Source organism: Ancylobacter dichloromethanicus, from assembly GCF_018390645.1.
Classification (GTDB): domain Bacteria; phylum Pseudomonadota; class Alphaproteobacteria; order Rhizobiales; family Xanthobacteraceae; genus Ancylobacter; species Ancylobacter dichloromethanicus.
The window spans coordinates 30,228-45,253 of record NZ_JAHBGC010000010.1 but is presented as its reverse complement, the minus strand read 5'-3'; the positions used below and the strand labels follow the sequence as shown (position 1 = coordinate 45,253).

The following is a 15,026-nucleotide window of genomic DNA, read 5'->3' as shown; positions in this document are numbered from 1 at the left end:
AACGCAGGATGCTATGGGACGGAAACAAGGAAGCGTCGGCTTCATCGGCCTCGGCACGATGGGCCGCGAAATGGCACGCAATCTCCTCGAAGCCGGCTTCGCCGTGCGCGCGTTCGACGTCGTGCCGACGGCCATCGAGGCTCTTGTCGCGCTCGGTGCCGAGGCGGCCAGCGGACCCGCCGATGCAGCCCGCGACGCCGACATCGCCATCACCATGCTGCCCGACACGCCGCAGGTCGAAGAAGTCGTGCGCGGCGCCGGCGGCCTGCTGGCCGATCCACCGCGCGGGCGGCTCGTCGTCGACATGAGCACCATCTCGCCGGTGGCGGTGCAGCGCATGGCGGCCGAACTGAAGGGCGCGGGCATCGACCTGCTCGACGCCCCGGTTTCCGGCGGCCCTGTCGGGGCCAAGAACGCAGCCCTCTCCATCATGGCCGGCGGCGACGCCGATGCCTTTGCCCGCGCCCGGCCATTCTTCGCGGCGATGGGCACGACGATCAACCATGTCGGCGGACCGGGTGCCGGCCAGGCGGTGAAGCTGTGCAACCAGCTCATTTGCGGCATCAACATCCAGGCGGTCTGCGAGGCTCTCGCGCTCGGCCGCGCCTTCGGCGTCGATCTCGACCAGCTCCGGCAGGTGCTTCTCGGCGGTTCCGCCGCCTCGTGGATGCTCGACAAGCTCGGCCCGGCGATGATCGCCGGCGACGACGCGGCCGGCTTCCGCATCGACCTGATGCTGAAGGACCTGCGCCTCGTGCAGGAACAGGCGCTCGCGCTCTCCGTGCCGCTGCCGGCGACCGCGCTGGTGACCAGCCAGTATGTCGAGGCGCGCGCCCATGGCGAAGGCGCGAACGGCAACCAGGCGCTGTTCCGCGTCTATGACCGCATGGCCAACCAGCCACGCCCCCCGGGCAATGGCTGAGCCGTCGCCGGATACCTCGCACGCCTTCCGGACAGTTGGGTGGAGCCTCCCCCATGGGTCTCGAACTTGATTTCTCGGTCGTTCTGGAGCGCTGGCGCGCCCTGCTCGACGGGGCGGCGCTGACGCTTCAGCTCGCCTTCATCGCGGTGATCTGCGGCGCGGCCATCGGCGTTTTCGGCGCCATCGGCCGGCGCGGCGGCAATGCGCTGGTGGAGCGTCTGTGCGGCGCCTATGTCGAGGCGATCCGCAACACGCCGCTGCTGGTGCAGATCTTCCTGGTCTATTTCGGCCTTTCCAGCCTCGGGCTGAAATTCTCCGCCTTCACCGTCGCCGCCGTGGCGCTGACCATCAATGTCGGCGCCTACACGACGGAGATCATGCGGGCGGGCTTCGATTCCATCCACAAGGGGCAGATCGAGGCGGCGGAAGGGCTCGGCCTCTCCAGGGCGCAGATCTACTGGCATGTCATCATCTGGCCAGGCATCGAGCGGGTCTACCCCGCGCTCACCAGCCAGTTCGTGCTGCTCATGCTGGCCTCCTCGGTCACCTCGCAGATTTCGGCCGAGGAACTGACCGCGGTCGCCAACTACATCCAGTCCGAGACCTACCGCTCCTTCGAGACCTACATCGTCGTCGCGTTCATCTACATCGCGCTGTCCTTCGTCATGCGGTTCGGCTTCTGGCTGCTGGGGCTGGCGCTGTTCCCGCGCCGCCGCCGTCTCGGCACCCCGCTGTGAGGAGATGATCATGGGCGGCGATCTGAACATCAATCATCTGCTCTTCCTCGCCCATGGCGCGCTCTGGACCGTAGGGCTTTCCGCCATCGCGCTGGTCGGCGGCGGCACCTTCGGCTTCCTGGTCGCGCTAGGCCGGGTCTCGTCGAGCCGCGCCGTGCGCCTGCTCGCGGCCAGCTATGTGCAACTTATCCAGGGCACGCCACTGCTGGTCATCATGTTCCTGTCCTTCTTCGGGCTGGCGGCGATCGGCTTCAACATCTCGCCGCTGCTGGCCGCCGGCGCCTCGATGACGATCTTCGTCGCCGCCTATCTCGGCGAGATCTGGCGCGGCTGCATCGAGGCGGTGCCGAAGCAGCAATGGGAGGCGGCCGAAGGCCTCGCTCTGTCGCGCGGCCAGCGCATGATCAAGGTCATCCTGCCGCAGGCCATCCGCATCGCCACGCCGCCCACCGTCGGCTTCATGGTGCAGATCATCAAGAACACCTCGCTCGCCTCGGTGGTCGGCTTCGTCGAACTGACGCGGTCGGGCCAAATCATCAACAACTCGCTGTTCGAGCCGTTCATCATCTACTCGATCATCGCCGTTGTTTACTTCTCGCTCTGCTACCCGCTCTCGCGCCTCAGCCGCCGGCTGGAGCGCACGGCCCTCCAGAAGAAGCCGGCACTTGCGTGACACGGCCCGGGGACAGCGAAGGAAACCGCCCATGAACGCCCATTCCGCCCCTCCCGCAGCCGCCGCGCCGGTCGTGGCGCTGCGCAACGTCCACAAAAGCTTCGGCCCGCTCAAGGTGCTCGACGGCGTCAGCTTCACCGTCCCGCGCGGCGAGGTGATGGTGCTCATCGGCCGCTCGGGGTCGGGCAAGAGCACCGCGCTGCGCTGCATCGACCGCTTCGAGACCATCGACAATGGCGAGATCGAGGTCTGCGGCCGGCGGGTCGATGATGCCCGGCTCGACGTGCGGGCGCTGCGCCAGGACGTCGGCATCGTGTTCCAGAGCTACAATTTGTTTCCCCACCTCACCATCGAGGAGAACATCACCCTCGCCCCGCATTCGGTAAAGAAGGTGCCGAAGGCCGAGGCCCGCGCCCTCGCCGCCAAGGTGCTGGCCCAGGTGGGGCTGGAGGAGAAGTTGCACGCCTATCCCGAGCAGCTCTCCGGCGGCCAGCAGCAGCGCGCCGCCATCGCCCGCTCGCTCGCCATGCAGCCCAAGGTGATGCTGTTCGACGAGGTGACGTCGGCGCTCGACCCGGAACTTACCGGCGAGGTGCTGAAGGTCATCGAGGCGCTCGCTACCGAGGGCATGACCATGGTTCTGGTCACCCATGAGATGAGCTTCGCGCGCGGCATCGCCGACCAGGTGGTGTTCATGCACAAGGGCAAGGTCCACGAAGCGGGATCGGCCGACATCCTCTCATCGCCCTCCACGCCCGAACTCGCGCAGTTCGTCGGCACGGGGCTCTGAGCCTTCAAAACAAAGTAAACAAGGGAGAGACGCATGATCAAGCATACGATGTTCGCGGCCGCCGTGGCGGCAGCATGCTTCCTCGGCGGCACCGTCGCCCGGGCCGACCTGCTCGACAACATCATGGCGGCGAAGAAGATCCGCATCGCCACCGACCTCGCCATTCCGCCCTCCGGGATGATGGACGCCAGCATGAAGCCGACCGGCTCCGACGTGGACACCGCCGAGCTTCTCGCCAAGGACCTCGGCCTTGAGATCGAGTGGGTCCAGACCACCGGCGCCACCCGCATTCCCAACCTGCAGACCAACAAGGCGGACGTGGTCATCTCTACCCTCTCTGTCACCCCCGAGCGGGCCAAGGTGATCGACTTCACCGACCCCTATGCCGCTCTGGAATCGGTGGTCGGTGGGCTCAAGTCGATCGAGGTCAAGGACTGGGACGGCCTGAAGGGCAAGACCATCGCCGTGTCGCGCGGCACCACCCAGGACACCGCCCTCACCAACCGCGCCAAGGATGGCGGCGGTTTCGAGGTGGCGCGCTATGACGACGACGCCACCATGGTGACTGCGGCGGTGACCGGCCAGGCCGATTTCATCGCCACCTCGGGCACCATCGTCAACCAGATCGGCGTGAAGAATCCCGCCCGCCCGTTCGAGCCGAAGGTACTGATCACGACCTTCAATCTCGCCATGGGCGTGAAGAAGGGCGAGCCGCACCTGGTCGCGAAGCTCAATGAATGGATCGCCACCAACATCGCCAACGGCAAGCTGAACGCGATCTACAAGAAATATCACGGCACCGACCTGCCGGAGAACATGCGCGGCGCCAGCTGATCGCTTCCACCGCCTCCAACCGGCGGCGCCCGCGAACCGGCGCCGCCGCCTTCCCGCACTTCAAGGAAACACAACATGCGCCTTGTCATTGGATCCGATCATGCCGGCTGGTCGCTGAAGGGCGCCGTCATCGACCACATACGCGGCCTCGGGCACGAGGTGATCGATGTCGGCTCGTATGACGACAAGCCGGTCGACTTCCCCGACATCGCCCGCCAGGTGGCGGCGAAGGTCACCTCCGGCGAGGCCGAGCGCGGCATCATGGTCTGCGGCACCGGCGTCGGCGCCTCCATCGCCGCCAACAAGATGAAGGGCATCCGCGCCGCCGTGTGCCACGACATCCATTCCGCCCACCAGTCGGTCGAGCATGATGACGTCAACGTCATGTGCATCGGCGCTCAGATCATCGGCCCCTGGCTGGCGCAGGATCTCGTGACCTCCTATCTCGCCGCCGAATTCTCCACCGACGAGGAATTCCGCCGTCGGGTGGAGAAGCTGCACCAGATGGATGCCGAAGGCTGAAACCGGCGGGCGGTGAGGAGACGCGCATGATCCTTGTCTTCGGCTCGATCAACATGGACCTCGTCGCCTCCGTCGCCGCCATTCCACGGCCGGGGGAAACCGTGCTGTCGCCGGGATACCGCACGCTGTTCGGTGGCAAGGGTGCCAACCAGGCGGTGGCGGCGGCGCGGATGGGCGGCCGCGTGGCGATGATCGGCCGCGTCGGCGGCGACGCGTTCGGGCAAGCCTGCCGCGCCAATCTCGCCGCCAATGGCGTCGACACCGGCGCAATTGTCACCGCCACCGAGCCGACCGGCTGCGCCTTCATCACCGTCGACGCCGCCGGCGAGAACGCCATCACGGTCGCGAGCGGCGCCAATGGCGCGGTGGAGGCCAGCGACCTGCCCGATCGGGAAATCGGCCCCGGCACGCTGGCAGTGATGCAGATGGAGGTGCCACCAAAGGCGAGCCTCGCCGCCGCGCGCAAGGTGAAGGCGGCGGGCGGCCGGGTGCTGTGGAACCTCGCCCCCGCGCCGGCCGGCCTGTCCGAGGCGGCGCTGCGCGACATCCTCGCGACCACGGATATCTTCGTCGTGAACGAGATCGAGGCGCTCATGGCGGCCCGCGCGCTCGGCGGCGCGACGGACATTGAGGCGGCGGGGCAGCTTGTCGCCCGCCGGGGCGGGATGGTCTGCGTCGTCACCGCCGGTGCTTCCGGTGCGTTTGCCTGCCTGCCGGACGGAACGGTGCGCCACACGCCGGCGCCTCCCGTCACCCCGGTCGACACCACGGGCGCCGGCGATACCTTCGTCGGTGTGCTTGCCAGCGAACTCGGCTCGCCTGCAGACCTAGGCTCGCGTGCAGACCTCGATGCGGCTCTGCGCCGCGCCTGCGCCGCGGCCTCGATGGCCTGTCTCGCGACCGGAGCGCAGGACGGGATGCCGGACCGCCAGCAACTGGATGCCTGGCTATCCCGCTGATCCCTCGACGATCGGGCCGCCGGCCTTGATGACGTCTTACCCGTTCCACGGCCCCAGGCTTGCCGCGACGTCGGCGACCCGCTCGGGCCCGCCCAGGCCCATCCAGACCGCGGAAGCGCAGGCGGCGAACAGCTTCTGCACCCGCATGTCGGTCTCGTCATAGATGTAGCGGGCCTGCGAGGCGGTATTGAACATGCCGATCACCTCGCCTTTCCACATCACGGGCACATAGATCGAGCAGCCGACGCGCCCGGTCTTGATGATCTGGCGGAAGATCGGGTCGACATCGGTGTTCGGCACCACCGCCGCCTGTTTCGTCTGCACCGCGTGACCGGGCCGGCTGTCGGTGACCGAGATGCGGGCCCGTCCGAGGCCGAAATTGTCGGCGAACACGATCATGTGGTCGCGGCTCGGGGCGATGAAGAAGCAGGCGGAGACGACGAACTGGGTCTCGCCCGGCTTCAGCGCGCCCGGCTGGTTCACCGCGTCCGGATCGCCGAGCAGACCGCGCGTGGCATTGGTGAAATGGCGCACCCCTTCCTCGGGGTCGCTCTCGCGCCAGGCCGCCTCATTGGCGTCGTGCAGCACCTCGATGGCGCGGGCGTGGAAATCGGCGGGACGGGGCATGATGTCACTCAATGGCTGAGGCGGGCGGGATAGGTGTCGGCAGCGATGTTCATGCACTGGCAGCGGCGGTAGATGCGCTCGTAATGGGGCGAGATGCGCTCGACATCGGCCTCCGAGGCGGAGAGCTGCGGCTCGATACGGCTGTGCGCCTCGCGGATCTCCTCGATGATCGCCGCCTCGTCGATGCGGGTCAGCTTGCCGTCACGCTCGATCACCTCGCCATCGACCATGACGAGATCGACCTCGGCCCGGCTCGCCGCATAGACCAGCTGGTTCACCGCATTGTTGAGCGGAGTGAAGGGGATGCGGTCGAGCCGGTAACCGACGATGTCGGCGACGCGCCCCGCCTCCACAGCGCCGAGCTCCTGCCCGCGGCCCAGCGCCCGGGCGCCGCCCATGGTGGCGGCATGGAACGCCTCCTCGGCGCCGACCCAGTCGGTGTGGTCGCCGCGCAGCTTCTGCAGCAGCGCCGAGAGATAAAGCGCGTTCTGCATGTCGGTGCCCTCGATCGAACCGCAGCCATCGGTGCCGAGGCTCACATTCACCCCCGCCTTCAGCAGCGCGCGCACCGGGGCGAGGCCCGAGCCGACCTTCAGATTGGAGGGCGGGTTGTGCTGGATCGACACGCCGGTGCTGGCGAGAAGGTCGATCTCGCGGGGGTTCAGCCAGATGCCGTGGATGAACGCCGTCTTCGGCTTCATGAAGCCGATGCGGTGGAGATATTCGATCATGGTCGAGCCGTAGAACAGATGGCCGGTCACCACCTGCATCCGAGTCTCCTGCACATGGATCATCAGCGGGAGGTCGAAATCATCGGCCATGCGGCGCACGTCGAGCAGGAATTCCTGGGTGCAGCGCTGCGGCGCCGACGGCGCGGCCATGTAGGCGACGCGGTTGGTCGAGGGATGGCGGTCGCGCGCAAGCCCGCGCACGAAGTCCAGCAGCTCGGCGCCGCTATACATGCGGGTGCCGTCGAACTCGGCGAGCAGTTCCTTGGGAAACTCCTCGTCGACAAAGGGCACGGCGCGGAAGAACGGCTTGTCGAACAGGGTGATGCCGACATTGGCGCGGATGCCGATGTCCTCATAGGCCTGGAACACCTGCTCGACATGGTCCGGGCGGATGCGCGGGCTCTGGTTGGTGTCGTCGCACAGCGTGGTGGTGCCGCTCCTCACCGCCTCGATGGCGCCGATCATGGTGCGCAGATAGACGTCGCGCGGCGTCAGCTCGATCGGCTTGAGCGGGCGGACATAGTTCATCCAGAGCTCGAGCGGCAGGTTGTCCTTGCGGCCCTTGTAGAAGCCCTCATGGCTGTGGTGGTGGCCGTTGATGAGGCCGGCGGCGATCAAAAGCTCGCGCCCGTCGATCACCGTGCCGGCGGCGGGTTCGCGTGCGCCAGCCGGGCGAACCTCGGTGATGAGCCGGCCCTCGATCTCGATATCGACCGGCGCGGGCGTCGGAGTGGCGTTCTCCCCTGTCAGGGCATGGCAGTTGAGGATGGTGGTCTTCACGCGGCATCTCCCGGGATGGCGAGGCAGTTCTCATTGGCCCGCGGGCGGGACGGCAGCCGCCCCTCCTCCACGGCATGGCAGGCGACGAGAGCCGCCTCGACGCGGATCGGCTGGGGCCGCTCGCGGGCGCAGCGCGCATTGGCCAGCGGGCAGCGCGGGTGGAAGGCGCAGCCGGAAGGCGGGGCGAGCGGGCTCGGCACCTCGCCGGAAAGCCGGGCGCGGGCACGGTTGGGCGCGCGAGGGTTGGGCACGGTGTCGAGCAGCAGCCGCGTATAGGGATGCAGCGGCCGGGCGAGGATCTGTGCGGCATTGCCCTGCTCCACCAGCCGGCCGAGATACATCACCCCCATCGCGTCGGCCATGTGGGCAACCACGGCGAGGTTGTGCGAGATCAGCAGATAGGTCAGCCCCCGCTCGCGCTGCAGCCTCTTCATCAGGTTGAGAATCTGCGCCTGCACCGAGACGTCGAGCGCCGAGGTCGGCTCGTCGCAGACGACGAAAGCCGGGTTGGACGCCAGCGCCCGGGCGATAGAGATGCGCTGGCGCTGGCCGCCGGAGAACTGGTGCGGAAACTTGGCGGTGTCGCCGGGGGACAGGCCGACCGTCTCCAGCAACTCGGCCACCCGCGCCTTGAGCGCCGCCCCAGGCTTCATCAGGCCATGAGTCAGGATAGGCTCGGCGACGATGCGGCCGATCCGCCAGCGCGGGTTCAGGCTGGCATAAGGGTCCTGGAAGATCATCTGCAGGTTGCGCCGGTAAGGCATGGCGGCGTGGCGGGTGCGGAAGCCGGCAATGTCCACGCCCATGAAGGAGATGCTGCCCCCTGTAGGCGCTTGGATGCCGGCAATGGTGCGGGCGATGGTCGACTTGCCGCAGCCGGATTCGCCGACCAGCGCGAAGGTGGAGCCCCGCGCCACCTCGAAATCGACCTCCTCCACCGCATGCACGGTGCGCCGGCCGGCGCCGGTGACCAGCCGCTTCAGCAGCGGCGGCGAGGCGTCGAAGCGCACGGTGAGCCGGTCGACCGAGAGGATCGTGTCCTTCGCCACCATCACGCCGCACTCCGCCCGGCGGGGTCGGCGAGCCAGCAGGCGACCTGCGACGCCCCGGTGGTGAAGCTCGGTGGCCGTTCGCCGGCGCAGCGCGCGAGCGCCTGCGGGCAGCGGGGATGGAAGGCGCAGCCCGGCACCGGCGCGTCGAGACGGGGCATGGAGCCGGGAATCTGCATCAGCTCCTCATCCCGCCGGTACATGTCGGGGATCGAGGCCATCAGCCCGCGCGTATAGGGATGGGCCGCCGCGGCGAGCAGCCGGCGGGTCGGACCGACTTCGACCAGCCGGCCGGCATACATCACCGCGACGTGGTCGGTGACTTCGGCGATCACGCCCATATCGTGCGTCACCAGCATCACCGCAGTGCCGCGCTCGCGGCACATGGCGCGCAGCAGATCGAGGATCTGCGCCTGTATCGACACGTCCAGCGCCGTCGTCGGCTCGTCGGCGATGATCAGGCGCGGCTCGCAGCAGAAAGCGAGCGCCAGCACCACGCGCTGGCGCATGCCGCCGGACATCTCGTGCGGGTAGCTCGCGAGCCGCTCGCGCGGCGCGGGAATGCCGACCTCTGCCAGCAGACGCGCGGCGCGCTCCACCGCCTCGGCCTGCGTCAGGTCGAGATGGGTGCGCATGGTTTCGACAAGCTGGTCGCCGATGGTCATCAGCGGGTCGAGGCTGGTCAGCGGGTCCTGGAAGACGGCGGCGATCTCCCTGCCGCGCAAGGCACGCATGGCGTCCTCGTCCAGCGTGTCGATCCGCCGACCGTCGAACAGGATGCGCCCCGCCGCCTGATAGGCCGGCCGCTCCAGCAGGCCGAGAACGGCGGTGCCGGTGACCGACTTGCCGGCGCCGGACTCGCCAACCACGCCGAGGATCTCGCCCGCCGCTATGTCGAACGACACGTCGTCGACGGCGGTGAGCACGCGATGGCGCTGGGCGATCTCGACGCGCAGCCCCTGTACGGAAAGCAGCGCGCTCATGAGGCAAGCTTCGGGTTGAGCGCGTCGCGCAGCCAGTCGCCGAAGATGTTCACCGACAGCGACAGCAGCACCAGCAGCAGCCCCGGCAGCGCGCTGATCCACCAGTCGCCGGAGAACACGAACTCGTTGCCGATGCGCACCAGCGAGCCGAGCGAGGGCTGGGTCGAGGGCAGTCCGACGCCGAGAAAGGACAGGGTGGATTCGGTCAGGATGGCCAGCGCCAGGTTGATGGTGGCGATCACCAGCACCGGGCCCAGCACGTTGGGCAGGATGTGGGTGAGCAGGATGCGCGCCGTGCTGACCCCGGTCACTTTCGCCGCCAGCACATATTCGCGGCTGCGCTCCACCAGCACGAGGCCGCGCACCGTGCGCGCATATTGCACCCAGAAGGAGGCGGCGATGGCGGCGATCAGGATCGGCACCGCCAGTTCCGCGTGGAGCGCCGAGGGCATGGCGGTGCGCGCCACGCCGTCGATCAGCAGGGCGATGAGAATGGCGGGAAAGCTCAGCTGCACATCCGCCGCCCGCATGATGAAGGCGTCGAGCACGCCGCCGAAATAGCCGGCCATGAGGCCCAGCAGCACACCGGCGATGGCCGCCGCCGCCACGCTGGCGAGCCCCACCACCAGCGAGGTGCGCAGCCCGTAGAGCATGGCCGAGAGCATGTCGCGGCCCTGCGGGTCGGTGCCGAGCAGATAGGTATCGCCGAACAATCCCTCGCCGCCCGGCGGCAGGCGCGCATCGGCGGCATTGGCGGCGGCGGGGTCGAAGGCGTCATAGGGCGCCAGCACCGGCGCGCCCATCGCCGCCACCAGCAGCGCAAGGCCGACCAGGGCGGCGAGGATCGCCACCGGCGAGCGTCGGAAGCGATAGGCAACATCGCCCTGCCACCAGCTGCCGACGGTACGGCCCATCTCGACGAGGCTCATGCCGTCCTCCTGACGCCACCGCCTGACCGCACCCTCGGGTCGATGGCGACATAGGCGAGGTCCACCGCGAGGTTGATGACGGCGAAGCACAGCGCGATCAACACGAGATAGGCGGCAAGCAGCGGCACGTCGGCGAACTGGATCGCCTGGATCACCAGCAGCCCCAGCCCGGGCCACTGGAACACCGTCTCGACGATGATCGAGAAGGCGAAGACGTTGCCGAACTGCAGGCCGATCATGGTCACAACAGGCACCAGCGTGTTGCGCAGCGCATGCCGGTACTGGATGGCGCGCGGCTTCAACCCCCGCGCCCGGGCGAAGCGGATGAAGTCGGCGCGCATCACCTCCAGCATCTCCGCCCGCGCCAGCCGCAGGATCAGCGCCAGCTGGAACACGCCCAGCGTGATGCTGGGCAGGACAAGCGCGCGCAGCCCGCCGACGGTCAAGAGGCCGGTGGTCCAGCCCCCGATCCGCACCACCTCGCCGCGCCCGAAGGAAGGCAGCCAGCCGAGCCAGACCGAGAAGAACAGGATGAGGGCGATACCGATAAGGAAGGTCGGCAACGCGACGCCGATCAGAGAAGCGGCGAGCAGCACCTGCGACAGCCAATGGTCACGGTTGAGCGCGGTCCACACGCCGAGCGGCACGCCGAGGCCGGTGGCGATGAGCATGGAGATCAGCGCCAGCTCCAGCGTCGCCGGGAAACGCTCGGCGATCAGCGTCGCCACCGGCTGGCCGAAGCGGTAGGACATGCCGAAATCGCCGGTGAGCGCATTGCCGACAAAGCGGGCGAACTGGAGGATGAAGGCGTCGTCCAGCCCCAGCGCCGCGCGCATCGCCTCGCGGTCGGCGAGGCTGGCGCTCTGGCCGACCATGTTGTTCACGGGATCGCCGACATAGCGGAACAGCGAGAAGCTGACGAAGGCCGCGACCAGCAGCACGAGCACGGTCTGCCCGAGCCGTCCGAGAACGAAACTCATGTCGCGGCCTCCCTTTCGGAGCGTCAGTCGACGCTCACCCATTTCAGCTCGAGGCTGTCATCCGAGCGCTGCACCACGTTCACGCCCTTGCGCACGCCCCAGGCGAGGCCGGCCTGATGCACCGGGATGTGGCCATAGTCCGCCTTGTCCAGCATCATCGCCTCGAAGATCATGGCGTTACGCTTGGCCGGATCGACCTCGACCTCGATCTTCCGGGTCAGTTCGTCGACCTTCGGGTTGGAGTAGTTGCCGATATTGTAGGTGCCGACCTTCTCCACCGGCGTGTTCATCGTGTCCTGCAGGGTGGAGTGGGCGTCGTAGCTCAGCGGCTGCCAGCCGATCATGGCGAAGGAGGTGTCGCGGGAGAGCACCTTCTCGAAGAATTTGGAGCGGGTCTGGGCGTTCAGCGTCACCTTCAACCCGACACGTCCGAGCATGCCGACGATGGCCTGGCAGATGCGCTCGTCATTCACATAGCGGTCGTTGGAACAATCCATGGTGAAGGTGAAGCCGTCGGGATAGCCCGCCTCGGCCAGCAGCTTCTTCGACGCTTCCGGGTCATAGGGCGCGGCGCGATCGTCGAGCTTGGGGTCATAGCCATTGATTCCCGGCGCGATCATGGTGCCGGCGATGTGCGAGGTGCCGCCCATGATGCGGTCGCGGATCGCGTTCATGTCGATCGCCTGGTAGATTGCCTGACGGACACGCTTGTCCTTGAGGGGGTTCTTGCCTTTGGCGTCGGAGTTCTGCAGCTCGTCGCGGTGCTGGTCCATGGCGAGCATCATGGTGCGCAGCTCGGAGCCCTTGATCACCTTGGTGCCATCGTTGCCCTCGATGCGCGCCACGTCCTGCTGCGGCACCGGGTAGACCATGTCGACCTCGCCCGAGAGCAGCGCGGCCACGCGGGTGGCGTCGGACTGGATCGGCGTGAACACGACCTTGGAGACGTTCGAGCTCTTCTCGCCCCACCAGTTCGGGTTGGGCACCAGTTCGGTCTTCACGCCCGCCTGCCGCGACGCGATCATGAACGGGCCGGTGCCATTGGCGTTGGTGGAGGCGAAGTTCTCGACCTTGGCCTTCACGCTAGCCGGCGCGGTGGCGCCGTTCTTCTCCGCCCAGTCCTTGCTCATGATGTAGGTGGAGGTGATCTGCACTGGCAGGATCGGGTTCGGCTTGGCCATCACCAGGTCGACCGTGTGATCGTCCACCTTCTTGATGTCGGTCACCGAGGCCACGGTATAGGCCATGTCCGAGCCGTCCTTCTTCACCCGTTGCAGCGAGAAGATGACGTCGTCGGCGGTGAGCGGCGTGCCGTCGGCGAATTTGACCCCCTCGCGCAGATGGAAGCGCCACACATCCGGTTCCGGCTGCTCCCATTTGGTGGCGAGCGCCGGCACCAGTTCGAGGTTCTTGCCGCGCCCGACCAGGGGCTCATAGATCTGCCCCAGCCAGGAAAGCGTGAAGGTCTCGGCCAGCGCATGCGGATCGAGCGAGGCCGGATCGACCCGGTAGGCATAGCGGAAGGTCTTGCCCTCCTGCGCCACGGCCGATGTCGGCAGCAGGACCGGCGACGCGACGAGGAAGGCAGCGGATAGCGCGGTGGTCAGCAGAACGGGCAAGCGCATGTCACAGCTCCTGGAAGGTCATTTTTGAATTCATTATCGTGAAAGAAGTCTGCAACAACTAAGTGTTCACTTAAATATCAAATAGTAGGCATTGCGCAGGGCACAGGGCCGTCGCGATGCCGCGTGCCGCGCCATCTGCTGCACGATATCTATGCAGAACCCTTCATTTCAAACCGTCTATCCGGATTGACGAAAACCGACGGCCGGGGCAAGACGAGATGAGAGCGGCGAGGCGAACATCAAGTCAGCCCCGCAACCCGAGACTCGATACAGCGTCAGTCGGATCATTTTTGAATGCAAAAAATCGTCCCCTTCCCACGCCAGTTGATCGGCATGCTGACGCCTTCGTCGAACACCGTGCTGGAGCCCTACACGGCGCGGATGCTGGAACCGCTGTTCCCGGCGGTCTCGGCGCATTTCGGCCGCTTCCGGGTGACGCGGATCGCGCTCGACGACAGCGCCTCGGAACAGTTCCGCCAGGAACCCATCCTCGCCGCGGCTGAACTGCTGGCGGATGCGCGCACCGATGTCATCGCCTGGAACGGCACCTCGGCGAGTTGGCTCGGCTTCGACACTGACGAGCGCCTGTGCGCGGCGATCCACGCCCGCACCGGCGTGCAGGCCACGAGCTCCATTCTCGGCCTCAACCGCCTGATCCTTGAGCGGGGCGTTAAGCGGCTCGGCGTCGTCACCCCCTATACGGACGATGTCGGCAATCGCATCGCCGCCAATTATGCTTCCATCGGCGTCGAGGTGGTCGCGGGCGCCCATTGCGGCATGTCCGACAATTTCTCCTTCGCCGAGATTCCCGAAGAACGGATCGGCGCGATGTGTACGCAGGTCGCGCAAGCGGCGCCGGATGCCATCGCCATCGTCTGCACCAACATGCGCGGCGCCCTGGTCGGCGCGGAGGTGGAGCGCCGGCTGGGCATTCCGGTCTTCGATTCCGTCAGCACCACTCTATGGGGCTGCCTGCGCGCGCTTGATGTCTCCACCGCAGCTCTCGCGTCGTTCGGCTCGATCTTCACCGCCCCGTCCGAGGCGGGCCTGAAGCTTCCGGCGGAGTAGGCTCGATGGCGGGCTCGACGACCGCGCTGGCGCAGGAGGAGGCGGGCACGCTGCACGAGCAGATCGTCAACAAGCTGCGCGGCGTGCTGCTCAATGGCGAACTGGCCGATGGCGCGCGCATCCCGGAGGCGCTGCTCTGCCTGCGCTTCGGCATTTCGCGCACGCCGCTGCGCGAGGCGCTGAAGGTGCTCGCCGCCGAGGGCTTCGTCGAGCTGCGGCCCAATCGCGGCTCCATCGTCGCCCCGATCGACCCTGTCGAAGTGGCGCACCTGTTCGAGATGAAGGGCGCGATCGAGCACATGATCGGCCGCCTCGCCGCCGTGCGGGCGACGGGCGAGGACGTCGCGCGGATCGAGCAGGCGCATGGCGAGCTGGCTCTTCATCCCGATCCCGCGGCCTACACGGCGCTGAACCAGGAATTTCATCGCGCGCTCGCCGCCGCCACACACAATCCCGTCCTGCTCCAGACCTATGACAATCTGCAGAAGCGGGTGCTGCGGCTGCGCTTTGTCGTCAACGAGAACCCGCAGCGTGTGCTTGAGTCCTTCGGGGAGCACGAGGGCATCATGGTCGCCTTCCGCGCCCGCGCCCGCCTTGATCTCGCCGAGCGGCTGGAGGAGCACAACCGCCTCACCGGCGAGGCGGTCAGGCGCGCGCTCAAGGGCGAGAACGCCTGAACGCGGCGGCACCAATGCGGCGCGGATGGGATTTTAGGCACCGCCTGCCCAAGCGGCATGCAACGCCGCCTCCATTCTCATAAAATCATATGAAAACAATATGTTGAGCTAGAACGCCGTGGCCAATCAATCAGCTTTAC

Annotated in this window: 16 protein-coding genes; 9 read left to right on the top strand and 7 right to left on the bottom strand. The window is 67.3% G+C overall.

The features are described from left to right. Window positions 1-13 precede the first annotated feature (13 nt). The 7 genes from KHC23_RS05520 to KHC23_RS05490 all read left to right on the top strand — a co-directional run bounded on the left by KHC23_RS05520 (window position 14) and on the right by KHC23_RS05490 (window position 5,437). A complete protein-coding gene (locus tag KHC23_RS05520) occupies window positions 14-922 on the top strand; it encodes an NAD(P)-dependent oxidoreductase (RefSeq protein ID WP_213370309.1) in 909 nt (302 codons plus the stop codon). A gap of 53 nt (window positions 923-975) precedes the next feature. Continuing rightward, the gene (locus tag KHC23_RS05515; RefSeq protein WP_213370307.1) at window positions 976-1,659 is read left to right on the top strand and encodes an amino acid ABC transporter permease; all 684 of its coding nucleotides are present in this window, start codon (window positions 976-978) and stop codon (window positions 1,657-1,659) included. Between the two features lie 10 nt (window positions 1,660-1,669). Next, window positions 1,670-2,332 (top strand): amino acid ABC transporter permease, encoded by a 663-nt coding sequence (locus KHC23_RS05510; RefSeq protein ID WP_213370305.1) that lies wholly within the window; start codon window positions 1,670-1,672, stop codon window positions 2,330-2,332. A 31-nt stretch (window positions 2,333-2,363) separates the two neighbouring features. After that, complete coding sequence (locus tag KHC23_RS05505) at window positions 2,364-3,122, top strand: amino acid ABC transporter ATP-binding protein (RefSeq protein WP_213370303.1); 759 nt, start codon at window positions 2,364-2,366, stop codon at window positions 3,120-3,122. Between the two features lie 33 nt (window positions 3,123-3,155). Then, on the top strand, window positions 3,156-3,956 hold the full coding sequence (locus KHC23_RS05500; RefSeq protein ID WP_213370301.1) for a transporter substrate-binding domain-containing protein: 801 nt from the start codon (window positions 3,156-3,158) through the stop codon (window positions 3,954-3,956). A 75-nt stretch (window positions 3,957-4,031) separates the two neighbouring features. Further along, the gene (gene rpiB, locus KHC23_RS05495) at window positions 4,032-4,478 is read left to right on the top strand and encodes a ribose 5-phosphate isomerase B (RefSeq protein WP_213370299.1); all 447 of its coding nucleotides are present in this window, start codon (window positions 4,032-4,034) and stop codon (window positions 4,476-4,478) included. 26 nt (window positions 4,479-4,504) lie between these two features. Next, window positions 4,505-5,437 carry a ribokinase gene (locus tag KHC23_RS05490; RefSeq protein ID WP_213370297.1) on the top strand — a complete coding sequence of 311 codons (933 nt, stop codon included), beginning with the start codon at window positions 4,505-4,507 and terminating at the stop codon, window positions 5,435-5,437. Window positions 5,438-5,473: 36 nt separating this feature from the next. Here KHC23_RS05490 and KHC23_RS05485 read toward each other — a convergent pair whose 3' ends face one another. The 7 genes from KHC23_RS05485 to KHC23_RS05455 are packed head-to-tail and all read right to left on the bottom strand — an operon-like array spanning window position 5,474 to window position 13,141. Then, a complete protein-coding gene (locus KHC23_RS05485; RefSeq protein WP_213370295.1) occupies window positions 5,474-6,064 on the bottom strand; it encodes a GAF domain-containing protein in 591 nt (196 codons plus the stop codon). Window positions 6,065-6,072: 8 nt separating this feature from the next. Next, window positions 6,073-7,575 carry an amidohydrolase family protein gene (locus KHC23_RS05480; RefSeq protein ID WP_213370293.1) on the bottom strand — a complete coding sequence of 501 codons (1,503 nt, stop codon included), beginning with the start codon at window positions 7,573-7,575 and terminating at the stop codon, window positions 6,073-6,075. Next, window positions 7,572-8,627, bottom strand: coding sequence for an ABC transporter ATP-binding protein (locus KHC23_RS05475; protein ID WP_246544278.1), 1,056 nt, complete (start codon window positions 8,625-8,627; stop codon window positions 7,572-7,574). Before KHC23_RS05475 ends, KHC23_RS05480 begins: the two co-directional genes overlap by 4 nt. Then, window positions 8,627-9,607 (bottom strand): ABC transporter ATP-binding protein, encoded by a 981-nt coding sequence (locus tag KHC23_RS05470; RefSeq protein ID WP_213370289.1) that lies wholly within the window; start codon window positions 9,605-9,607, stop codon window positions 8,627-8,629. Before KHC23_RS05470 ends, KHC23_RS05475 begins: the two co-directional genes overlap by 1 nt. After that, complete coding sequence (locus tag KHC23_RS05465; RefSeq protein ID WP_213370287.1) at window positions 9,604-10,536, bottom strand: ABC transporter permease; 933 nt, start codon at window positions 10,534-10,536, stop codon at window positions 9,604-9,606. Before KHC23_RS05465 ends, KHC23_RS05470 begins: the two co-directional genes overlap by 4 nt. Beyond that, window positions 10,533-11,516, bottom strand: a complete 984-nt coding sequence (locus KHC23_RS05460) for an ABC transporter permease (RefSeq protein WP_213370285.1) — start codon at window positions 11,514-11,516, stop codon at window positions 10,533-10,535. Before KHC23_RS05460 ends, KHC23_RS05465 begins: the two co-directional genes overlap by 4 nt. A gap of 23 nt (window positions 11,517-11,539) precedes the next feature. Further along, window positions 11,540-13,141, bottom strand: coding sequence for an ABC transporter substrate-binding protein (locus KHC23_RS05455; RefSeq protein WP_213370283.1), 1,602 nt, complete (start codon window positions 13,139-13,141; stop codon window positions 11,540-11,542). A gap of 294 nt (window positions 13,142-13,435) precedes the next feature. On the opposite strand from KHC23_RS05455, the gene KHC23_RS05450 reads away from it, so the two are divergent. Further along, complete coding sequence (locus tag KHC23_RS05450; RefSeq protein WP_213370281.1) at window positions 13,436-14,209, top strand: maleate cis-trans isomerase family protein; 774 nt, start codon at window positions 13,436-13,438, stop codon at window positions 14,207-14,209. 5 nt (window positions 14,210-14,214) lie between these two features. Next, a complete protein-coding gene (locus KHC23_RS05445; protein WP_213370279.1) occupies window positions 14,215-14,886 on the top strand; it encodes a GntR family transcriptional regulator in 672 nt (223 codons plus the stop codon). Window positions 14,887-15,026 lie beyond the last annotated feature (140 nt).